Source organism: Clostridium sp. 2218st1_F5_2218SCRN_220325, from assembly GCF_039062665.1.
In the GTDB taxonomy this organism is placed as follows: domain Bacteria; phylum Bacillota; class Clostridia; order Peptostreptococcales; family Peptostreptococcaceae; genus Intestinibacter.
On sequence record NZ_JBCLNH010000005.1, the window covers coordinates 30,633 to 52,124 of the forward strand.

General features: G+C 27.8%; 22 protein-coding genes and 1 riboswitch. Of the genes, 10 read left to right on the forward strand and 12 right to left on the reverse strand.

Annotated elements, in window-relative coordinates; genetic code table 11:
* Positions 1 to 2 precede the first annotated feature (2 nt).
* The 7 genes from ABCM86_RS04440 to ABCM86_RS04470 all read right to left on the reverse strand — a co-directional run bounded on the left by ABCM86_RS04440 (position 3) and on the right by ABCM86_RS04470 (position 8,015).
* Complete coding sequence (locus ABCM86_RS04440; RefSeq protein ID WP_195931918.1) at positions 3 to 683, reverse strand: GTP pyrophosphokinase family protein; 681 nt, start codon at positions 681 to 683, stop codon at positions 3 to 5.
* A gap of 321 nt (positions 684 to 1,004) precedes the next feature.
* Positions 1,005 to 1,406, reverse strand: coding sequence for a hypothetical protein (locus ABCM86_RS04445; protein WP_195930921.1), 402 nt, complete (start codon positions 1,404 to 1,406; stop codon positions 1,005 to 1,007).
* A gap of 151 nt (positions 1,407 to 1,557) precedes the next feature.
* Positions 1,558 to 3,297 carry an ABC transporter ATP-binding protein gene (locus tag ABCM86_RS04450; protein ID WP_343003629.1) on the reverse strand — a complete coding sequence of 580 codons (1,740 nt, stop codon included), beginning with the start codon at positions 3,295 to 3,297 and terminating at the stop codon, positions 1,558 to 1,560.
* Positions 3,291 to 5,060 (reverse strand): ABC transporter ATP-binding protein, encoded by a 1,770-nt coding sequence (locus ABCM86_RS04455; RefSeq protein ID WP_295675092.1) that lies wholly within the window; start codon positions 5,058 to 5,060, stop codon positions 3,291 to 3,293. Before ABCM86_RS04455 ends, ABCM86_RS04450 begins: the two co-directional genes overlap by 7 nt.
* A gap of 91 nt (positions 5,061 to 5,151) precedes the next feature.
* The gene (locus tag ABCM86_RS04460) at positions 5,152 to 6,105 is read right to left on the reverse strand and encodes an AraC family transcriptional regulator (RefSeq protein ID WP_343003568.1); all 954 of its coding nucleotides are present in this window, start codon (positions 6,103 to 6,105) and stop codon (positions 5,152 to 5,154) included.
* Between the two features lie 114 nt (positions 6,106 to 6,219).
* Positions 6,220 to 7,554, reverse strand: coding sequence for an MATE family efflux transporter (locus ABCM86_RS04465; RefSeq protein ID WP_295675089.1), 1,335 nt, complete (start codon positions 7,552 to 7,554; stop codon positions 6,220 to 6,222).
* A 20-nt stretch (positions 7,555 to 7,574) separates the two neighbouring features.
* Positions 7,575 to 8,015 carry a MarR family transcriptional regulator gene (locus ABCM86_RS04470; protein WP_195930912.1) on the reverse strand — a complete coding sequence of 147 codons (441 nt, stop codon included), beginning with the start codon at positions 8,013 to 8,015 and terminating at the stop codon, positions 7,575 to 7,577.
* 332 nt (positions 8,016 to 8,347) lie between these two features.
* On the opposite strand from ABCM86_RS04470, the gene ABCM86_RS04475 reads away from it, so the two are divergent.
* Complete coding sequence (locus ABCM86_RS04475; RefSeq protein WP_195931908.1) at positions 8,348 to 8,635, forward strand: hypothetical protein; 288 nt, start codon at positions 8,348 to 8,350, stop codon at positions 8,633 to 8,635.
* 114 nt (positions 8,636 to 8,749) lie between these two features.
* On the forward strand, positions 8,750 to 9,454 hold the full coding sequence (locus ABCM86_RS04480) for an MBL fold metallo-hydrolase (protein ID WP_343003570.1): 705 nt from the start codon (positions 8,750 to 8,752) through the stop codon (positions 9,452 to 9,454).
* Between the two features lie 227 nt (positions 9,455 to 9,681).
* Here the strand turns inward: ABCM86_RS04480 and hcp are convergent, their stop codons facing one another.
* The 3 genes from hcp to ABCM86_RS04495 form a co-directional block, all read right to left on the reverse strand.
* Complete coding sequence (hcp, locus tag ABCM86_RS04485) at positions 9,682 to 11,355, reverse strand: hydroxylamine reductase (protein WP_343003571.1); 1,674 nt, start codon at positions 11,353 to 11,355, stop codon at positions 9,682 to 9,684.
* A 150-nt stretch (positions 11,356 to 11,505) separates the two neighbouring features.
* A complete protein-coding gene (locus tag ABCM86_RS04490; RefSeq protein ID WP_295675081.1) occupies positions 11,506 to 12,321 on the reverse strand; it encodes a MerR family transcriptional regulator in 816 nt (271 codons plus the stop codon).
* A 122-nt stretch (positions 12,322 to 12,443) separates the two neighbouring features.
* Entirely contained in the window at positions 12,444 to 13,181 is a 738-nt protein-coding gene (locus ABCM86_RS04495; RefSeq protein ID WP_295675079.1) for a hypothetical protein, read from the reverse strand.
* A 255-nt stretch (positions 13,182 to 13,436) separates the two neighbouring features.
* Here ABCM86_RS04495 and ABCM86_RS04500 point away from each other — a divergent pair, with 255 nt between their 5' ends.
* Positions 13,437 to 13,919, forward strand: coding sequence for a GNAT family N-acetyltransferase (locus ABCM86_RS04500; protein WP_195931029.1), 483 nt, complete (start codon positions 13,437 to 13,439; stop codon positions 13,917 to 13,919).
* Positions 13,920 to 14,061: 142 nt separating this feature from the next.
* Here the strand turns inward: ABCM86_RS04500 and ABCM86_RS04505 are convergent, their stop codons facing one another.
* Positions 14,062 to 15,324, reverse strand: a complete 1,263-nt coding sequence (locus ABCM86_RS04505; RefSeq protein WP_195931030.1) for an amidohydrolase family protein — start codon at positions 15,322 to 15,324, stop codon at positions 14,062 to 14,064.
* Positions 15,325 to 15,370: 46 nt separating this feature from the next.
* Positions 15,371 to 15,468, reverse strand: a riboswitch (purine riboswitch).
* Between the two features lie 237 nt (positions 15,469 to 15,705).
* Between ABCM86_RS04505 and ABCM86_RS04510 the strand changes: the two genes are divergently transcribed.
* From ABCM86_RS04510 to ABCM86_RS04540, 7 genes are all read left to right on the forward strand, one after another.
* Entirely contained in the window at positions 15,706 to 16,386 is a 681-nt protein-coding gene (locus tag ABCM86_RS04510; protein ID WP_343003573.1) for a response regulator transcription factor, read from the forward strand.
* A 129-nt stretch (positions 16,387 to 16,515) separates the two neighbouring features.
* Positions 16,516 to 17,439, forward strand: a complete 924-nt coding sequence (locus ABCM86_RS04515; RefSeq protein ID WP_295675072.1) for an ABC transporter ATP-binding protein — start codon at positions 16,516 to 16,518, stop codon at positions 17,437 to 17,439.
* The gene (locus ABCM86_RS04520) at positions 17,432 to 18,214 is read left to right on the forward strand and encodes a hypothetical protein (RefSeq protein WP_295675070.1); all 783 of its coding nucleotides are present in this window, start codon (positions 17,432 to 17,434) and stop codon (positions 18,212 to 18,214) included. Before ABCM86_RS04515 ends, ABCM86_RS04520 begins: the two co-directional genes overlap by 8 nt.
* A gap of 89 nt (positions 18,215 to 18,303) precedes the next feature.
* Positions 18,304 to 19,200, forward strand: coding sequence for a HAMP domain-containing sensor histidine kinase (locus tag ABCM86_RS04525; RefSeq protein WP_343003574.1), 897 nt, complete (start codon positions 18,304 to 18,306; stop codon positions 19,198 to 19,200).
* A gap of 85 nt (positions 19,201 to 19,285) precedes the next feature.
* Positions 19,286 to 19,603: a helix-turn-helix domain-containing protein gene (locus tag ABCM86_RS04530; RefSeq protein ID WP_243269600.1), complete on the forward strand. Its 318-nt coding sequence runs from the start codon at positions 19,286 to 19,288 to the stop codon at positions 19,601 to 19,603.
* A 111-nt stretch (positions 19,604 to 19,714) separates the two neighbouring features.
* Positions 19,715 to 19,924 (forward strand): 4Fe-4S dicluster domain-containing protein, encoded by a 210-nt coding sequence (locus ABCM86_RS04535; protein ID WP_343003575.1) that lies wholly within the window; start codon positions 19,715 to 19,717, stop codon positions 19,922 to 19,924.
* Between the two features lies 1 nt (position 19,925).
* Positions 19,926 to 20,507: a 4Fe-4S binding protein gene (locus tag ABCM86_RS04540; RefSeq protein ID WP_195931036.1), complete on the forward strand. Its 582-nt coding sequence runs from the start codon at positions 19,926 to 19,928 to the stop codon at positions 20,505 to 20,507.
* Positions 20,508 to 20,681: 174 nt separating this feature from the next.
* Here ABCM86_RS04540 and surE read toward each other — a convergent pair whose 3' ends face one another.
* Positions 20,682 to 21,443: a 5'/3'-nucleotidase SurE gene (gene surE / locus ABCM86_RS04545; protein ID WP_343003576.1), complete on the reverse strand. Its 762-nt coding sequence runs from the start codon at positions 21,441 to 21,443 to the stop codon at positions 20,682 to 20,684.
* Positions 21,444 to 21,492: the final 49 nt, after the last annotated feature.

The window sequence follows — 21,492 nt, forward strand, 5'->3', positions numbered from 1 at the left end:
TTTTACTTATTTACAATTCTATTTTTTATATCTTCCATACGTCTATCTAATTCTGAACTTGCTTGTGCACATTCCAAAAGCTCTCGTTTTAATATATTAGCTTCTCCATCTGGTATTTCTTTGTTGTAGCTTAGTTTATGATCCAAACTTGCCCAAAAATCCATAGCAATAGTTCTAAGTTGTACCTCTACTCTCATATTTTTCTTTTCATCTTTTAGATATATTGGAACTTCTATTATTAGATGCAAACTTCTATATCCATTTGGCTTGGGATTTTTTATGTAATCTTTAACCTCAATTAATTTAACGTCGTCTTGTTGCAAAAGACAATCTGCTAATAAGTATATATCCTCTGTAAAAGAGCATATTACTCTAACTCCTGCAACATCACTTAGATTTTCTGTTATTGATCTTGTTGTAAGAGATAAATTTCGTCTAGTTAACTTTTTTACTATACTTTCTGGTGATTTCAATCTTGTCTTTATTGTTTCTATTGGGTTTCTATCGTATTCAAGTGAAAACTCTTGATTTAATACATTGAACTTTGTTTCCACCTGCATAATGGCACAATTGTAGTATGCCATTAGTTTTTTGAAAGGCATCATGTTATCTTCAATTATGTCTATGACATTATTATTAACTAATGCCTTCATAACTGGTTCCATAAATTTTTGTTTTATCATGATTTACTTAACTCCTATTTTATTATTAAATTTGCTTATAATCATCAACTTTAATAATTTATTTAAAGTAATTATGTTACTTACCCTCTTATGTTAATTCTATCCTAACATAGTTTTCTATATTTAACCTTAACACATGGATTTAATATGTACACAACAAAATAAGATATACAAAGTTTCTTTATATATCTCTTATATATTCTTTATTATATTTATTATTCTTTTATAATTTTATGTACTTAACTTTAAAAATAAAACTTTATAAAATTTTTATAAACTAAAAAATAAAGAGGTAAGTTAAATCTTACCCCTTTATATTAATTAAAATGAGCTACAAATGTTTCTATTGTGATATTTATTGTCTTTTGTTCTATCTTCTTTAGATGCAAGTAATTCTTCTAACATCTTTTTATATTTACTGTCATTTGTAACTCTTATATGACTTTCTATAAGATAAATGCTGTTTGTCTTAGGTCTTTTCTTTCTTATGTTATTATCAATTATTGTCTTAGCCATATCAAAACTTTGAATATGAGTATGCCCATTTTTAAAGTTTTTCTTAGTATTATATACTATATAGCCTCTCTTAACCCTCAAGATAATATATCCTTCTCTTTCATAAATTTTTTCTGCGCCTGCTGTTTTATTAGATTTTGGTATTTGAAATTCTACAATATTATTACTACAAACTTTGTTTTTTATAGGATCCACGACTTTAATCATAATAACACCCCAATTATCTTATTTTATATTAAGATGGTAAATTTTTTAATATTTACCTATCTTACTTTAATTGTAAATAAATAAAATTCTAAATTGGTTACATTTATGTTAATTTTTTCTTTATTTTTAATACAAATAAATTTTAGGAAAGTTATATCTTCCAAGCATAGCTCATATTTTGTAAATCTACCATATGTTTATAAAGACCATCATTTTTAATTAATTCTTCTGATGTACCTTCTTCTGATACTTTACCATTTTCTAAAACAACTAAATGTGATGCAGTTGCAATAGTTCTCATTCTATGAGCTATCATTATTACTGTTTTGTGTTGAATTAATTTTGATAAAGCCCTTTGTACATAAGTTTCACTTTCAACGTCTAAAGATGCACTAGCTTCATCTAAAAGTATTATTGGAGCATCTTTTAATATTGCTCTTGCGATTGAAATTCTTTGTCTTTGACCTCCAGATAATTTTGAACCATTTTCTCCGATAACTGTATCATAACCATCTGGTAAGTTATCTACAAATTCATCGCAAAATGCTAATTTTGCAGCTCTTTTAACTTCTTCGTCAGTCGCATCTTTTTTACCTATTCTTATATTTTCAAGGATTGTATTGTTAAATAATACAACATCTTGGAATACTATTGAGAATTTAGACAAAAGCACTTCTGGGTCAACTGTAGAAATATCTACTCCACCTATTTTTATTTTTCCTTTATCTAAATCATAAAATCTAGCTATTAAAGATGCACAAGTCGTCTTTCCTCCGCCACTATTTCCTACTAATGCTGTTATTTCATCTTGTTTTGCAGTAAAGCTAACATTGTCTAATACTGGTTTTCCAGGTTGATATGAGAAACTTACATCTTCAAACTCGATATCATAATTATCAGGTTCAAAAGTATCTCCTCCTGTTTGAAGTTTATAATCATTTATATTGTTTAGTCTATCTACTCTTGATTCACAACTTATAATCGCAGCTAAATTTTGTAATGTTGCATTTAGTGGATCGTATAATCTAGATGCAACTATTAAAAATAACATAAACACTTCTAATGTTATTTCCCCTGACATTAAGTATTTAACTCCGAAAATAACTACTGTAGCAATACCAAGTTTAAGCACAAGTTGTGAGCTTACTACAAATAATGCATTTGTAAGTTCTGCTTTTATTTGACTCTTTTCACAATTATCAATAGCGTCATCTACTTCTTGTAGATATTGTTCCGTAAAATTACTAGCTTTTAAATCCCTAACTGTTTCTAATCCCTCTTGTATTTTTTCTGTTCTTATAAGCTGTATATCTCTATCTTTATGACCTACAGCACTTAATTTTCTCTTTGCCAATAAAATTAAAATAATCGCAACAGGAACACACCAAACTGCAACTATTGACATTTTAACATCAAAGGCAAACATTCCTATTGAAAGTAAAACAGTCGAAACTATTGAACCTACAAATTCAGGAATAAAGTGTGATAGTGCCTGTTCCATATAAGTGACATCTGATAAAATTGTAGTTGTTAAATCTGATAAATCCCTTTTTGAGAAAAATGACATAGGGAATTTTCTAAGTTTTTCTGCTACATTTATTCTAAGTCGTGCACTTTCTGTATATGTGTTTAAAAATGTCATATTATATTGGATATAGTGAGCTATATAAATAAGTACAAATACTACTATAAATTCTACAATATAAACACCTACTGAAAATTCATATGACTTATCTACTAATATTTTTAGCAAATCACAAGTGAAAAAGTATAAAACCCCTATAGACATTGCAATTATAATATAAGATATTGTGCAAGATATACACGCTTTAATTAAATTCTTTGCCCCTAATTCAGTTAAGGCAAATTTCTTTTGTATTTTTTCTAGCAGCATACAAATTCACCCACTTTCCAATCTATAGATTGACGATATTCAGACCACATCTTAGCATATAATCCATTCTTATCTACTAATTCTTTATGTGTACCACTTTCAACTATTTTTCCATCATCGACAACATAGATACAATCTACATTTACTATTGTAGATAGACGATGAGCTATCATTATTGTAGTTTTATTTTTAGATAATTCTAATATAGCTTTTTGCATTAGATATTCATTATCACTATCTGCATATGCTGTTGCTTCGTCTAATAATAAGATAGGTGCATTTTTAACTATTGCTCTTGCTAAAGTTATTCTTTGAGTTTCTCCTCCTGATAAATACACACCTTCTGTTCCTATTTTAGTATCAAGACCTGTATCAAACTTAGATATAATATCGTCACATTGTGCTTTGTGAAGTGCATCTAAAACATCTTTTTTATCTACATCAAAGCCCATTTTGATATTTTCATACAAGCTTTTCTTTAATAATTTATTATCTTGGAACACGAATGATATTTTATCCATAAGATCTTTTTCATTCATATCCTTTAAATTTACTCCACCTATTTCGATTGAGCCTTTTGTAACATCGTAAAATCTAGGTATTAAAGATACTAAAGTTGATTTACCGCCGCCGCTTTTTCCGACAAATGCGACAGTTGTTCCACTTTTAATATCTAAATTTATGTTGTGAAGTACTTCAACATCAGTATCTGGATAAGTAAATGAAACATTATTAAATTTAATATTGTAATTACTTAATTTTTGTGATGTTTGAGGATACTTAACTATTTCTTTCTTTGTTATACTTTCTATACGATTTAGAGCATCTTCTGCCAACATTGTATTTTCACTTGCAAACATAATTTTATTAGTTGTAACTGCAAGTATTGGTGTAAATATTACATAAAACATAAAGTCTGGAAGTAAAGAAGAAACATTAAATCCATTTAGAACTAAAATCATCATACTTCCTATTAAGAATATAAATATACTATTTACAAATGCTGTAAATCCAGTCATAGGTCTACGTAATTTATTAGTATAACCTACTGAAAATTTTTCATAATTTTTTATTGATTTATGAAAACGTTCAAAAGAGAAAACTGTTTGTTGGAATGTCTTTACAACTGGTATCCCTCTTATATATTCAACTGCTTCGTTGCTCATTTCCTCTAGAGCATCCATATATTGTTTCATTGATTGTGCTAAATCTTTTCCAAGCATTTTTGACATATTTACAAATGCTAAAGCTAAAGGAATTAAAGATGCAATCCCAAATCTCCAGTTAAATATAAATAAACAAACAACTGCAGCAATTAATGTCGTTACAAGTTGAACCATATCTGGTAGTTGATGTGCTAAATAAGTCTCTGTTGATGCTGCTGATTCGTCAATTATTTTTCTTACTTTACCACTTCCTTCTTTTGATAAATATCCCATAGGAAGTTTCATAACGTGATGCATAGCATCTTTTCTCATATTTGATGCTATTCTAAAAGCTGCTAAATGTGAGCATATAAGTGATAAAACATATACAAGTATTCCTACTACAGCAAAAGTAAATGCATACCATCCATATCTAGCTGCGTCACTTGCCAAGCTAAAATTTGGATATACATCTAGTATGACTTGTATTACCTTCCATATCCATACAAAAGGCATTAATAATAAAATTGCACTTATAAATGATAAAAATAGTGATAACATTGTTAAGTACTTATGATTGCCTGCATAAGCAAATAGTTTTTTTAATATTGCCATGCGATTACCTCCTTCTTAAATAATCTTGAATTTCATTTGCAATAACAGTGTACTATTTTACCCCTTGCAATTCTACTCCAATACAATATAATTAATCCATTTTGATATCCGATTTTCTATATTGTTGTGGTGTCATATTTACATATTTAGAAAAAGCTGCTGAGTATTTGCTGGGATTTGAATACCCAATTTTATTGGCTATTTCTATAATAGGTATATCTGTCTTCTTTAAAAGTTCAATGCTGTACTCAATTCTATACTGTTTAAACCATGTATATATCGGTACTCCATAAATTTCTTTAAATAATTTTCTCAAAGTATTTATATTTATATTGTACTCTTGGGCTAATTTGTTGAAATCAGGCTTTAATGATAAATTATCTGTTAAGTAATTTCTAATCGATTTAACAGTTTCTATTTGATTTTTAGGATAATATCGTTTTTTATCTTGTATAATTTCAAAATCTATATGTGATAAAAATAATAATAATTCTAGAACTTTTATTTTTAAATAATCCACTTTTATCTCATTTTCCACATCGTACATCTCCATAAATATATGTTGAATTTGTTGTGTTGCCCTCATTATATATATATCGTTATTTAGTGTAAGTTTTTTAGAAATTAAATCTATATCTATATTAAATTCTGAAAATATTTCGTTATTCTTAGCTTTTTCAACATCGATTAAAACTTCAATTCCTTCATAATACCCAAATGTAAAAAATTGTTTTGATGTTTCAAGTGACCATCTACTAATTGATAAATCACCTTCTGTAAGATATGCATAATACTCTTGGTCGTATAAACACTCAAATTTTCCTCTTAAACAATGGTTTATCTCTATAAATTTTGTACTATCTTTATCTACATCTGTCTTTGGAGCATTATAGCAATGAAAATTATTATAAATAACTTGTATTCCATTATATAAATCTATACAATACATCCTCCCTTCTCCATTAATTGCTCCTATCATATACTTTGTCTCGTGTTTGTTTATTTTTTCTTTATTTGAAATCATTATATTAGAATTTTCAAGCATATAATTTTCCCCTCTTATTAGTTTGATTTTAAGTTAATTATATTGATATTGGTAATCATTGTCAAATGAAACATAAAAAATAGAGATTGAATTATAAATCCAATCTCTTATTATTTATGCATAATTATATTTTTCTCTCTTTGAAATTAAGAAACTCATCGATATTACAAAAGCACATATCTCAGCTACAGTAATTGCCATCCATACTCCATCAAGTTTAAAAAATATAGGTAAAATTATTACTGAAAGTGTTTCAAATCCAAGCGTTCTTGAAAATGAAATTATAGCAGAAATAATACCATTGTTAAGCGCTGTGAAGAATGAAGATGAATAAATATTTATTCCAGCTAATATAAAGTAGAATGAGAATAATCTAAATCCATGCACAGTCATATCAAATAATTCTTTGTCATATCCAACAAAAACTTTTGCTAGTGGAGATGCCAACATTTGTGCAAGCACCATCATAGTAATTCCTAAAATACTCATAATCTTAAAGCTTTTTTGAAGCATGTTTTTAACCTCGTCGTTATTACCGGCTCCATAGTGATAAGAAACTATCGGCGCTGTTCCTATTGAGTATCCGATAAATACTGCCACAAATGCAAACTCAACATACATAACTGCCCCATATGCTGCTATTCCATTTTGACCAGCTAGTCTCATAAGTTGGAAGTTGTAAAGCATACTTACAAGTGATGAAGATACTGTAGTCATAAGTTCAGATACTCCATTTGCACATGCTTTTAAAAGAACTGTTCCTTCTAATTTAGTTTTTACAAATTTAAGCGCTGTATCATTTTTAGGACTCATAAAATAAATTAATGGTAAAACTCCACCTATACATTGACTTAAACCAGTTGCCAATGCTGCTCCAACTAAGCCCCATTTAAATACTGCTATAAATAATGCATCTAAAACCATATTTGTAAGCCCAGCTATAACAGTCATAATAAGACCAAGTCTTGGTTTTTCCGCTGTAATAAAAAGACTTTGGAATACACTTTGTAACATAAATGCCGTATTAAATATAACAAGAGTTCTTCCGTATGTTACACAATCTTCAAGCATTTGTCCACTTGCTCCAAGAGCACTTGAAAGTGGTCGTATAACTATAAGTCCCAAAATTGTAAGAAGTAGTCCTAATATAATTACTAATGTTATAAGCATTGTAAAATATCTATTGGCGTCTTCTTTTTTATCTTCACCAAGTGTCTTTGCAACTAATGCACTCCCACCTGTTCCTATCATAAATCCAAATGCACCTAATATCATTAAAAATGGCCAAACTAAGTTAACTGCGGCAAATGGTGTTTTCCCTACAAAGTTAGACACAAATGTACCGTCTACAACACCATAAATCGAAGTAAAGACCATCATAACAATAGAAGGAAGTGCAAATCTAAATATTTTTTTATAAGTAAAATGTTCAGATAATTGTATTGTCATATTTATTCCTCCATTTTATATTAAATCTCTAAAAAGCTATCCTTCAATAGATCATTAAATTTTCTAAGTAAGTTTATTAGTAATTCTTGCTCTTTTTCATCCATCTTAGATAAAGCATTATTTTCTTTTGAAATAATTATATCGACTGTATTATTAGCCAAGTCTAATCCTTTTTCTGTAAGACTAACTTGCTTACTTCTTTTATCATTTATATTGAGTAATTCTATGTATCCTTCTGCTTCCATCTTTTTCAAAGATGAGTTTACAGTTTGTTTTGGAATACACATCATATTACATATATCACTTTGAGTTAGTACTTTATTTTCTTCTCTTAGTATATAAAGTATCCAAAGCATACAGTCAGACATTTTAAATTTTTTTGCAAGGTTACTGTATAAATCATTATTTTCTTTCATAACCTCATTAAATTCAAGCATCCTCTTTGATGAATTATTTTTCATATCAACCCTCCTCAATAATCCGATATCGGACAATAGACATTATAGTCCGATATCGGATTATTGTCAATATATCTTTCTTCCTACTTTTAATTCATAATTTTTAATATGTTAAATTATACTTCTTTTATAATGTTGATTCATTCTTTGTTATAATGTATAATAATCGCTAGCAAAAAATCAAATATAGAGCTTAGAGTTGCTTAGCTTTATACTTGATTTAAATAAAAAATTCAATATATTGTTAAAAAGTTTTATTATGACATATTTTGATAATATATATATAATATACTTTACATAAGTCTAGGATAATAAATTTTATAGGAGATAAAATAGTGAAAAATAATAAAAATAAATTAATACAAAGGATTACTATAGCTTTACAAACACTTTATCTATTCGCGATTTTTTCATCTAGTATTGTGCCAAATATTTATATTACGTTTTTAATTGCTGTAATATTAAATATATCGAGTTTAATTTTAAATTTTGTTAATATCTTTTCTAAAGGACATTTTAAGTTCTTATTTTTACTTATAACAATATGTGAAATTTTACTTACTATATTTATATTTTTACTTCCAGAAGCGGGGACACCTGCCCCAATTCAGCTTTTTAGCTAATTAAAAGATAAAGTGAGTTTAAAATAAAATAATCGCTCTACTTTTATGTATAATAATATAGTAGATATTTAAAGATAAATAAAAACTATAATTTATATAAGAAAGGACGTAAATATGAAAATAACATATATTCACCACAGCAGTTTTTGTGTAGAACTTGAAAATTCAATACTTCTTTTTGACTATTTCAAAGGTGAGCTTCCAGAGTTTAATAAAGATAAAAAACTTTATGTATTTGCAAGCCACTTCCACCAAGACCATTTTGATAAATGTATTTTTGAAATAGCTAAAGACCACCCTAATGTTACATATATTCTTTCAAAAGATATTAAAAAAAGAAGAAGCAAATATGTAAAATCTGCTGACCAAATCGTTGTTGTAAACTTCGACGAAGAAATTACAGTAGATAGTATGAAAATAAAAACACTTGAATCAAGTGATATTGGAGTTGCATTTTTAATTGAAATAGAAGGAAAAACAATCTACCATGCGGGCGACTTAAACTGGTGGCATTGGGAAGGCGAAAACTCACCAAAAGAAAACAAATATGCTGAAGATAAGTTTAAATCTGGAATAGAAGGTATAAAAGGATATGATATAGACTTGGCATTTGTACCGCTAGATCCTCGTCAAGGTGATTTTTACTACTTGGGATTTGACTATTTTATGAGAAATACAAATACAAAAATAGCTTTCCCAATGCATATGTGGGGAGATTTCTCAATTTGTGATACTTTTATAAATTCTAAATATACAGTTGATTATAAAGATAAAATAATTAAGATAAGTAATGACAATGAAGTATTTAATATAGATTAGCTAACTTAATCTATATTAATGTAGTTGATTATAAAAAATTAAACCCTACAAATTATAAATTTATTATACAGGTTATAATATAATTTATAATAAAAAACTCCCTTGATTTTGCTCCAATAATTTAGGTGCATTATATTTTCAAGGGAGTTTTTATTTAATTCTAGCTATTTTTTAATATTTTTCTTTAATAATTAAATAATAATAAGTTTTCCAAATATATAATTCATCTATACTTCTTGTTTTAAACAAGTTTTTAAGTCATCATCAGGTGTACTTATAGGTCTTAGATCGAATGTGTCGACTAAGTATTGAAGTACATTAGGGCTTAAAAATGCTGGAAGTGTTGGTCCTAAGTAGATACCTTTTATTCCAAGTGATAATAAGGCAAGTAAATCTGCTACTGCTTTTTGTTCATACCAAGATATTATTAGAGAAAGCGGAAGTCCATTTACGTCAGTTTCGAATACATCTGCTAATGCTGTTGCTATTCTAACTGCTGAATATGCATCGTTACATTGGCCAACATCTAGAAGTCTAGGTAGTCCTGCAACTTCTCCAAAGTCAAGTTTATTAAATCTATATTTACCACATGCCAAAGTTAAAATTACGCAGTCATCTGGTACTTTTTTTGCAAATTCTGTGTAGTAGTTTCTTCCTGGTCTAGCTCCATCACATCCTCCTATCAAGAAGAAATGTCTTATTTTACCTTGTTTTACTGCATCTACTATTGCCCCTGCATTGCTCAATGTAGCGTGGTGACCGAATCCTACTAGTATTTCATGTGGTTCTTGGTCTTCTTTATAACCCCCTAATTCTAGTGCTTTTTCTATAATTTCGCTGAAGTCTTTTGTTCCGTCTTCTTTTTTAGGAATAAATTTAACTCCATCCCATCCAACTACGTTAGTTGTAAATATTCTGTCTTTGTAAGTTTCTCTAGGTCTCATTAAGCAGTTAGTTGTCATAAGAATACATCCAGGTATAGAGTCGAATTCTTTTTGTTGGTCTTGCCAAGCTCCACCAAAGTTTCCTGCTAAATGTTTGTATTTTTTAAGACCAGGATATCCATGGCATGGAAGCATTTCACCATGTGTATATATATTTATTCCTTTGCCTTCTGTTTGTTGTAGTAACATTTCTAAATCTTTTAAGTCATGTCCTGATACTATTATAAAAGGACCTTTTTTCATTTTTACATTTACCTTTTGTGGTGATGGATTTGAATAGACTTCAGTATTAGCTTCGTCTAGTTTTTTCATAACAGCGACACTCATATCCCCTGTTCTCATTGTCCATCTTATAAGTTCTTCTACGCCTAGGTTGTCATCAGTTGTAGCTTCTAATGCTCTAATGTAGAAGTTGTCGACTTGGTCATCATAGTATCCAAGTTCTCTTGCTTGGTGACCATATGCACTAATTCCTTTTAATCCATATACTATTGTTTGTCTTAGTGAACGAATATCTGGGTCTAGTTTTTGGTCATACATTATTCCCGCTTTTTTTGCGTCTTTTAACATTTCTGCTTTAGTACTACTTAGATTATATGTAGCGTGTTCTGTGTCGTTTTTTATACATCCAACTTTACTTCTAAGTTGTTCTTTTATTTCTTGAGATCTTTTTAATAATTCAACATGAACATCAGCATCGAAGTTAACGTTTGTTAAAGTTGTAAATAAGCAGTTTTCAACGAAAGATACTATATCTTTATCTACATTTTCACCTTTTTCTACTATTTCTTTTGCATAACAACTTATACCTTTTATTTGGAATATTAATAAATCTTGTAATGCTGCTATTTCAGGAGTTTTCCCACATACACCCATTTTTGTACAGCCTTTACCCCCTGCGGTTTGCTCGCATTGGTAACAAAACATAGGATATTCAATTGCCATATTATTTTCCATAGTTTTACCTCCATTTTTTATTTCTAATTTAGTATTTCACTTTTTTAGAAAAATATAGCTTTTTATAATAAAAACACCCCACAAAGTGTGAGGTGTTTTAGATTTTAATTTATTTTTATTTAAAAGTTTTGATATAATTAAAAAATTTGTCTATTTCTTTTTAATTGGAAAACATATTTCAGTAACAAGTTCATCTTGATTTTTTGTTTCTGCTGGTCCGACATGGTATATACTAAACATATCGCCATCAAATTCATAATTATTATCTTGAACCCAATTTACTATAGCTTCATTTACATTACCTATTTGTTCATATCCACCCTTCATCATTACTGATGCAACTTTCATTGGAGCTATATCGATAAATTTTACGTTTTGTGTATCTTTATAATCTCCATCAACAGCTATTTGGATTTCTATATCTGGATTTTCTTCTTTGTATTCTTCATCTCTATAAATAGCTACTCTATAAGCTGGATTTGAAAATTTAGGATTTTGTGGTGCTATTTCACTTCTGATTTGATTCCAAAGTTCTCCTTCTTGTGGATAACTTCCTATAACTTTTCTTAAACTAGCAACCTTTCTTTCTGGCATTTCTTTTATATTTACGTTGTATTTCATAATTGAAACCTCCTCTAATCTCTTTACGAAGTTTTCAATAAGCAATACTTGGTTTTGCATTTCTTTTATACCTGATTCTATTTCAGATTTTCTAGCTTTTAACGCATTTTTAAAGCTATCATCATCCTTGTAATCTTTTAAGATGTCTTTTATCTCATTTAGACTGAATCCCATCTTTTTTAATTCTTGAATCCTATTTATTACAATAAGTTGTGATGCTGAATAATATCTATATCCTGTAAATTTATCTGTCTTTTTCGGGACTAATAAATCAATTTTGTCGTAATGTCTAAGCATTCTTATGCTAACCTGTGAAAGCTTTGAAAACTCACCTATTTTAAACATTCAATCACTCCTTTTACATGCATGTTTCTTTGAGCTTATTTATATTGTAGAGCCTGTCACAGTGTTAGAGTCAATACATAAATTTAAAATTTTTCTTATAATATAGTTTTTAGTAATTAACTTTATTTTCTTCTTCTAATTATCATAGCTATTATTGCTATTAATACAGCCAATATACATACTATCGCTATTATTATATTTCTTATATTAGGTATTTTGGCAGAGAAATTTATATTTTGAACATTTGAAACTGTGTAATCCCAGTTGTATACGTATTTACCATCTTCTTTTGCTTGGCTAGTTGCATTACTTTGCTCAGCTTTTATAGGAGATTTTATATGTAAGCCTATAGTAGATGAACGTCCAAGAAAATTAACTATTGCCTGTCCTTCGCGAGACATCTCGCCATTTATCGCATCTTTTATATTTAAATTTATATCATAAGTATTTGAAAATAAGCCTTTATTTTCTTTTATATCTACATATTTTTCATAAATTTGTTCAGCAAAACAACTGACTGAATCATCTTTTTTAGCTGAGTTTGTATCTCCATTTACGTCTATTGTATCGCTTAAATTTGTTACTTCTTTTATTACATCTTCTATTGGCCCTTTTCTCGTCGTAAATCTATATCCTGATTTATCTGATTCACTTATCTTTTCGACCTTTTCATATGAAGTTGCCCAATCCTTTATAGTATCTTCTGAGATGTTGTTAAATATAGCTCCTGGCCCAACTACTTGGACTATTGCCTTTCCTGTTGCATCTTTATCTATATCAACAGTAACATCTGCATCAACACAACCCGTAAAAATTATTGAACATAGCATTATTATTCCTATTAATAATTTCTTATTCATGAGTAGCCACCTTTCTCGTTATTCTAAATTTTAAATTAAAATTAATATTAAATATTTTATATCCATTTATATACAAACAATTTATATATGTTTATTATAACACCTCAGTTATCAAATTATAATTTTGAAAACAAAGTTTAAGAATTGTTTATATTTCTTAATTTATACAAATAAATTTTGTAAAGTATAATCAAAATTTTAAATTATTATACTAAAATATAAATATAATCTATTTTTAAAATTAGGGGTGATTTGATGTCTTTAGAAATAAAAGTTGGCTATAATGAAAAAGATGAAATAAAAAAATTATTTTCAGAATACACAAATATGTTAATTGAAAATGAGCCTGGTATGGCAAAATATCTCAAACTTCAAGACTACGATTATGAATTATCACATCTAGAGAATAAATATGGAATGCCTGAAGGTAGATTATATATAGCTTATGTCGATGGTAGTCCTGCTGGGTGTGTCTGTATTAGAAAATTATCTAATACAAATTGCGAATTAAAAAGATTATTTGTAAGACCAAAGTTTCGTGGACATAAATTAGGCGAAATATTAGTCCAAAAGGTAATAGATGATGCCAAATCTATCGGATATAAAAATATGTATTTAGATACACTTCCATTCTTAGAAAGCGCCATACACCTATACACTAAACTCGGATTTTATAAAACTGATTCCTATGTAAATAGCCCTCTTGATACTAGCATTTATATGAAATTAGAACTATAAAAAATTCACTACATTCATAGCGCCAACGACTTCGTCCGTTGCTTAAGTTAATAATTCCCTTAGAATAAAAAAATACTCCTAGATCATAAAATGATTTCTAGGAGTATTTTTTTGGATATATTTCAAATATTATACAATTAAACTAAATTATTTTGTTTCCAGCAACATACTTAGCTACTATATTTCTATCGTCACTTAGATAGATTATTCTCTCTAATCTTTCTTTTAGAGTAAAATCGCTATTGTCACCGAATGATTTGTCATTTAAAACTACAGCATCAAATTCGTATCCTTTTTCAAAGCTACCAACATCTCCAAAGAATTTACCTCCACCTTTAGTTCCAAGGTAGAAAACTTCTGTTAAAGTTAATGTTTGATTTTTTTGACCAGTTAAGGATTCTCTTAATTTTGAAACTTGCACTGCATCGCTCATCGCTCTAAATATAGATAAACTTGAGCCTGCTGCTATATCACTTCCAAGTCCAACATTGATTCCCATACTTAACATATTTTTAATTGGAGCTATTCCACTTGTTAAGTTTGCATTTGATTGTGGACAATGAGCTACTACTACATTGTTTTGTTTTATTAATTCAAGCTCATCATCTGGACAGTGAACACAATGTGCCATTATAGTTTTATTATTTTTCCCAAATAAATTATATTTATCATATGCCTCTGCATAGTTTTTTGTATCTGGGTGTAATTCTGCTACCCACTCAATCTCAGATTTATTTTCTGATAAATGTGATTGAACTGGTATGTTATATATATTATTAATTTGTTTTATTTCTTCCATTAAGTTATCAGTACAACTCGGTATAAATCTTGGTGTTAATATTGGTTTTATATTTTTATATCTATCTTTTGTATCTTCTAACCACTCTATTGTATCTTCTTTAGATTTTAGAGTATCCTCTGTTAGAAATTCTGGTGAATTTCTATCCATATTAACCTTCCCTACATATGCCTTTATACCAGCTTCTTCTAACATGTCCATAAGCATAATTGTCGCATCTTTGTGTAAAGTTGCAAATATAGATAGTCTAGTTGTAGCGCTGTTTTTCACATCACTTACAAATTTAGAATATTGTTTTTTTGCATATTCTAAATCTCTATACTTTCCTTCTTCTTTGAAAGCATAAGTATTTAACCAATCTAAAAGCTGCATATCCATTCCCATTCCTCTGAATGCATATTGCGGAGCATGTATATGTAAATCAATTAATCCTGGGATTATTATATTATCTCCATAATCTTCAATCTGGATATTTTTCAGCCTACTTGGAATTTCTTTATAAAATTCTTCCGATTTTCCATCTCTAATTAAAAGATATTGATTCTCTTTAATTTCGATATTATCTTTATCTATTGAGTAAATAAAACTCCCTTTTATTAATTTCATATTCTCCTCCTCAATTACACAAAAAACTGCCGCAAATAGCTATAGTAATTCTAAATGAATTACGTATAGTTAGCTATTTACGGCAGCCTGTAGAAACGTCCATCCTTATTATGGATCTATATATGTAATCTGTCTTGTAATATTCTATTTAATTAATTTTATCTCTAATGACATAATTTCCTAAGTGGTATTTATATCTCAATTATCATATCAAATATATTTATATTCGTCAACACTTTTCTTTTTAAAAATTTTAAATTGTATTATACCTAGCTTTATTGTCTTTGAGAAACTTTTAATATATACTCAACTTAAATACAAATATATAAAATCTATATACACTACTGTAAGTTTGTAATCTAATTTGATAAGGAGGTATATATGGAAAATATATTAATTATAGAAGACAATGAAGATGTAAATCTAATGCTTTCAAAAGCTATAAAAAACGCTGGCTACAATGTGAAATCTTCATTCACTGGTATTGATGGTCTAAACGAAATTAAGACAAATTCCTACGACCTCGTGCTCTTGGACATTATGTTGCCATATAAAAGTGGTGACCAAATTTTAAAAGAAGTTCGCCAATTTTCATCAATTCCAATAATAATTATTTCAGCAAAAGATATGATAAGCACAAAAATAGATTTATTAAAACTTGGTGCTGACGATTATATAACAAAACCATTTGATTTAGGTGAAGTCATTGCAAGAATCGAGTCAAATTTAAGAAGATATTCTATATCTGCTTTCCAAACTTCTCTATTTACATATAAAGATATCTCGCTAGATGAAAATACTAAAGAAGTTAAGATTAAAGATAATTTACTTGATTTAACAGCGAAGGAATACATGATTTTAGAACTATTACTAAAAAATCAAAATAAAGTATTTAGCAAGGCTAATTTATATGAATCGATTTGGCATGAAGAATACATCGGTGATGACAATGTAATAAAAACACATATAAGCAACATTCGAAGTAAATTAAAAAAATTCAATAAAAATGAAAATTATATAGAAACTGTGTGGGGATTAGGATACCGACTTTTCAAAAAATAACTTATCTAAATCTTTACAATTATTTTTTCACCTTATCTCTTTCTAAACCTTTACTATATATACTTAAAGTGTAAATCTAAAATATTTATAAATCTATTTATATATTTTAAATCTTAAGGAGGGATAAATATGAGTGAATATATTTTGAAAACATCAAACCTTACTAAAAAATATAAGAATTATAAAGCTATAAACAATGTATCGTTATCATTAGAGGCTGGTAAAATATATGGACTTATAGGCAGAAATGGTGCTGGAAAAAGCACATTTATGAAACTTATTGCAGGGCTTAGCTACCCTGATGAAGGTCACATTGAGTTATTTGGCCATACAAAAGAAAGTGAAATTCAGCTTGAAAGAAAGCGCATAGGTTGCATGATTGAATCGCCAAGCATCAACTTATCTATGACTGCAAAAGAAAATATGAAACTACACAGAATTATTAGAGGTATTCCAGATGAAAAAATAGAAGATGAACTTCTTAGTCTTTTAGATATAAATAATACAGGTAAAAAGAAAGTAAAAAACTTTTCTTTAGGTATGAAACAACGCCTCGGAATTGCGATTACCCTAATTAATAGTCCTGAATTTTTGATATTAGATGAACCGATAAATGGCTTAGATCCACTTGGAGTTGTCGAGATACGAAAACTTCTTACAAAACTATGCACTGAACAAAATATGACTATTTTAATCTCTAGTCACAACTTGCCTGAAATGTATCAATTGGCGACAGATTATATATTTATAAATAAAGGTGAAATAATACAGACACTTTCATTAGAAGAATTAGACGAATACTGCAGACACTATCTTTTGATAAAATCTACAGATGTTTATAAATTAGTAAATGTAATAGAGAGAAAATTAAATACTACTAATTTCAAGGTTATGCCCGACTACTCTGTTCAACTTTTTGACTATATTGATGACAAAGAATTTGTTGGAAAGACTTTATTTGATAATAATATCGTTGTAACTAATCTATCAAATGAAGGTGGAACTCTTGAAGATTATTTTGTATCTTTAGTAGGTGGTGTTGATAATGATTAATTTAATTAGAGCTGATTTGTTTAAAATGAGAAAAAGTAATTCAATAAAAATATTATTTCTATTATGTTGTATCAGTGCATTTATTATGTATGAAGTTTGTAAAGAATTAAGCAAAGGAAATTTAGGAAGTGATATTGTTGGTTTTGGATCTTTTGTTACTGATTTTCAAATGATTTCATTAGTGAGTGTAATCTTTATATCTATATTTATTTGTAATGACTTTGATAATAAAACCATCCAAGACTCTATCTCAACTGGTCATAGTCGAGCTTCTATATTAATTTGTAAAACTATATCTTATTATATATCAATATTAATTTTTCTACTTCCATATATGGTAATAACTATAGTTGGAGTTTGCTCTAATAATACATTTGAATCATTTTTACCATCAGTATTCCAAAATATAATAAAAAATGAGTCTGGTGTTACATTTGACTCTGCTGTATTTTTAAAGATATTTTTAATATATATTACTATGACTATTGTATATGCATCTCAAATCAGTATATCGATTTTACTTGCTTTTTTATTTAAAAGACCTGTAATTGTAATAAGTTTAGGTTATGTTTTAAACGCCTCAATTGCACAAATAGTAAATATTGATAAGCTCTCTGATTTATTTAAGTTAACTCCATACGGTGTAGATTATTCAAAATTAACACTTGATGCAAGTTTATCTGTATATTCAAATTTTATAAGTATTAGTTTAATTTTTATGGCTATTATATTAATTTTATCTTATATTTCATTTAAAAGAGCTGAAATAAAATAATTATTAATTTTATAAACGTAATTACTCTTGATTTATAATATAATTTAAATTAGTTATATTAAATTTTAAAAGATGAAGGGGTTGAAAAAATGATTATTGCTGTTGTTTTACTAAGTATATCTGTATTGATTTTATTTTTATATATTATATTTATACTAAAACAATTAAAATCAATTAGTAAACAACTAGATAAAAGACTTATTGAAAATACACGCCAACCCCTTAATATTGAACTTTTCAATAAAACTATAACTAATTTATCTAAAAATATTAATCGCTGTTTAAAATTAGAAGAAAAACGCCGTCTTGAAAGTATAAATGATCAAAAACAATTTAAAGAATTAATATCAAATATATCTCATGACCTTAGAACTCCACTCACATCAATTAAGGGATATCAACAACTTTTGGAGAAAACACCCTTAGATAAACACCAAGTTCAACTCCTTAAAACTGCACAAAAATCTACAGATGAATTAGGTTTATTAATAGAAAACTTCTTTGAATATTCTTATCTAGTCACTGCTAAAACCGAGCCTAATTTAGAAAAAATCAATATAAATAATTTAATTGTAGAATGTGTATTATCTTATATAGCTATATTTGAAGAAAAAAATTTAAATGTAAATATTAAAGAGACTCCTCCTGTTTTTGTACTTGGTGATAAAAATATGTTAATACGCATAATTGAAAATTTATTAAATAACTGTGCAAAACACTCACTTGGAGATATAGACATAAAAATAGAATTTTTACAAAATGCAAAAATCACTTTCACTAATCCGATAAATCAAGATACCAATATAAATGTAGATAAACTATTTCACAGATTTTATACATCTGACTCAACTAGAAATAAATCAACAGGATTAGGGCTTTCGATTGTGGAGTTTTTGGTCAAACAAATGGATGGTAATGTCGGCGCTTATCTAAATAAAACTGATCATACTCTATCTATTTTCTTTGAAATTCCACTATTTAAATAAATTATATAGACATCTCTTTTATCTAAAAAAAAATGCTGTTGAAAACTCTCATATTATAATTATAGATGGAAACTTTTTTAAAGAATTGATAAACCAAAATATATCTGCTCAAAAGTTTATATTAGAAATAACCCAAAGCAAACTTTCGGAAGTTTTGTGGGTATTAGAACAAGTTGTATTTTTCAATTTAGATTATAGACTTTCTGATTATTTGATAAATCAATATTATCTTAAAAATTCAGATAAAATATCTATAACCCATGAAATTATTGCAAATGATTTAGGTTCATCACGCGAAGTTATAAGCAGAATGTTAAAACGATTTGAAAAAGATAATTTAGTTAAAGTTAGTCGAGGTTGTATCAAAATTTTAGATATAAAAAAACTAAAAGAGTTATGTTAACATATTTTCTAAAGTTATAATGACTACATCCTCTCTTTGTGACTTAATCACTTAACTTTTATTAAAAATCCTTATAATTGTATTTACAATATATAAATTAGGAGGAATAAAATGAAAAAGATTAAGAAAAAAGCTATAGTAGATAAAAGTTCTTGTGTGGCTTGTGGTACTTGTCTAAGGTCATGCCCACTTCAAATAATACACATAGAACAAGGTGTTTTTGCACAGATAAATTATGATAAATGCGTCGGCTGTGGCAGATGCGCAGCTATATGTCCTGCATCTATTATAAGTATTGAAAAAAGAGAGGTGGCGGTATAGTATGAAAAATAAAAAATCAGCTTTAGATTATATGTGGATTTTAAGTATAACTTATTTTAGCTTAGGATTTTTTAATATACTATTTGCATGGCTTGGATTACTATGTTTCTTAACTCCAATAATAATATCATTATTAGGAGGTGGAAAATCATATTGCAATACATATTGTGGTAGAGGTCAACTATTTAATTTATTTGGAAGTAAATTAAAACTATCTAGAAATAAAAACATGCCTAAATTCTTAAAAAGCAAGTATTTTAGATATGGATTTTTGACTTTCTTTTTAACAATGTTTGCAATTATGTTATTTAATACTTATTTAGTATTTGCCAATGCAAGCAATTTAAAAGAAGTGCTTACTTTGCTTTGGACATTTAAACTCCCTTGGAAAGTTGCCAATACTAGCATAGCATCACCATGGATTTATCAATTTGCATTTGGATTTTATAGCATGATGCTGACTTCGACTATATTAGGTCTTATAACAATGCTTTTATTTAAACCTAGATCGTGGTGTGTATATTGTCCTATGGGTACTATGACACAGCTAATTTCAAAAGCTAAATACAATCCTAATAAGTAATTTTTTTAAATAACTTATTAATATAATATACAATTCTTAAAATATAAAAAGCCAGAGATTATAAAATCTCTGGCTTTTTATTAATTATATAATTTCTATATGACACTTTTTTATATTATTATATTATGATTATAGTATAATTTTATAAATTATATTTTTATTATATTTTAAATATTATTGTTCTATTCCCAACGCTTTAAGCTCATTTATTCTGTTTGTCTCTGTCATATTTATATGGACTGGAGTTATTGATATATATCCATTTTCAACTGCAAATATATCGCTATCTTTGTCTTGTTCTACACTCGCTAAATCTCCACCCATCCATACATATCTTTGGCCTCTTATACTTTCTCTATCGTCCATTACATTATTGTATATACGTTTACCTAACTTAGTTATTCTTACTCCTTTTTTGTCTCCTTTTGGGAAATTGACATTTAATATATTCCCACTTAATTTATCTAAATTTCCTTCTAGTTTTTGAACTAATTTTGCTGTATATTGTGCTGCTTCTCTATATTCTTCAGTTGTAACTCTTGATGAATCACAAGAAAGCGCAATAGATGGCTTTCCTTCAATAAGACCTTCAATCGCTGCAGCAACAGTTCCAGAATATATAACATCAGTTCCTAAATTAGATCCATTATTTATCCCACTTAAAACTAAATCTATCTCTATATCTCTTAATATCGATTCAATCCCTACTTTTACACAATCCGCTGGTGTTCCTGATGTTGAATAAGATTCAACATTTTCTGCTATAAATTCATCATTTATTAAAATCGGTTTGTGAAGAGTTATTGCGTGTCCACTTGCACTTCTCGGACTATCCGGTGCAACTACGTATGTATTTGCTATTTTTGATATTTCTTCTGCTAAGATTTTTATTCCTTCTGCATTTATTCCATCATCATTTGATATAAGTATATTCATTTTATTCTCCTTATTTTTAATCTATTTTAAAATTTTATAATCATTATTT

Coding starts and splice junctions, on each gene's coding strand:
- ABCM86_RS04510 (WP_343003573.1), top strand. CDS start 15,706: ATGGAAAATATATTAATTATAGAAGACAATGAAGATGTAAATCTAATG.
- ABCM86_RS04515 (WP_295675072.1), top strand. CDS start 16,516: ATGAGTGAATATATTTTGAAAACATCAAACCTTACTAAAAAATATAAG.
- hcp (WP_343003571.1), bottom strand. CDS start 11,355: ATGGAAAATAATATGGCAATTGAATATCCTATGTTTTGTTACCAATGC.
- ABCM86_RS04460 (WP_343003568.1), bottom strand. CDS start 6,105: ATGCTTGAAAATTCTAATATAATGATTTCAAATAAAGAAAAAATAAAC.
- ABCM86_RS04480 (WP_343003570.1), top strand. CDS start 8,750: ATGAAAATAACATATATTCACCACAGCAGTTTTTGTGTAGAACTTGAA.
- ABCM86_RS04490 (WP_295675081.1), bottom strand. CDS start 12,321: ATGTTTAAAATAGGTGAGTTTTCAAAGCTTTCACAGGTTAGCATAAGA.
- ABCM86_RS04500 (WP_195931029.1), top strand. CDS start 13,437: ATGTCTTTAGAAATAAAAGTTGGCTATAATGAAAAAGATGAAATAAAA.
- ABCM86_RS04465 (WP_295675089.1), bottom strand. CDS start 7,554: ATGACAATACAATTATCTGAACATTTTACTTATAAAAAAATATTTAGA.
- ABCM86_RS04505 (WP_195931030.1), bottom strand. CDS start 15,324: ATGAAATTAATAAAAGGGAGTTTTATTTACTCAATAGATAAAGATAAT.
- ABCM86_RS04470 (WP_195930912.1), bottom strand. CDS start 8,015: ATGAAAAATAATTCATCAAAGAGGATGCTTGAATTTAATGAGGTTATG.
- ABCM86_RS04520 (WP_295675070.1), top strand. CDS start 17,432: ATGATTAATTTAATTAGAGCTGATTTGTTTAAAATGAGAAAAAGTAAT.
- ABCM86_RS04540 (WP_195931036.1), top strand. CDS start 19,926: ATGAAAAATAAAAAATCAGCTTTAGATTATATGTGGATTTTAAGTATA.
- ABCM86_RS04525 (WP_343003574.1), top strand. CDS start 18,304: ATGATTATTGCTGTTGTTTTACTAAGTATATCTGTATTGATTTTATTT.
- ABCM86_RS04455 (WP_295675092.1), bottom strand. CDS start 5,060: ATGGCAATATTAAAAAAACTATTTGCTTATGCAGGCAATCATAAGTAC.
- ABCM86_RS04535 (WP_343003575.1), top strand. CDS start 19,715: ATGAAAAAGATTAAGAAAAAAGCTATAGTAGATAAAAGTTCTTGTGTG.
- ABCM86_RS04495 (WP_295675079.1), bottom strand. CDS start 13,181: ATGAATAAGAAATTATTAATAGGAATAATAATGCTATGTTCAATAATT.
- ABCM86_RS04440 (WP_195931918.1), bottom strand. CDS start 683: ATGATAAAACAAAAATTTATGGAACCAGTTATGAAGGCATTAGTTAAT.
- ABCM86_RS04445 (WP_195930921.1), bottom strand. CDS start 1,406: ATGATTAAAGTCGTGGATCCTATAAAAAACAAAGTTTGTAGTAATAAT.
- surE (WP_343003576.1), bottom strand. CDS start 21,443: ATGAATATACTTATATCAAATGATGATGGAATAAATGCAGAAGGAATA.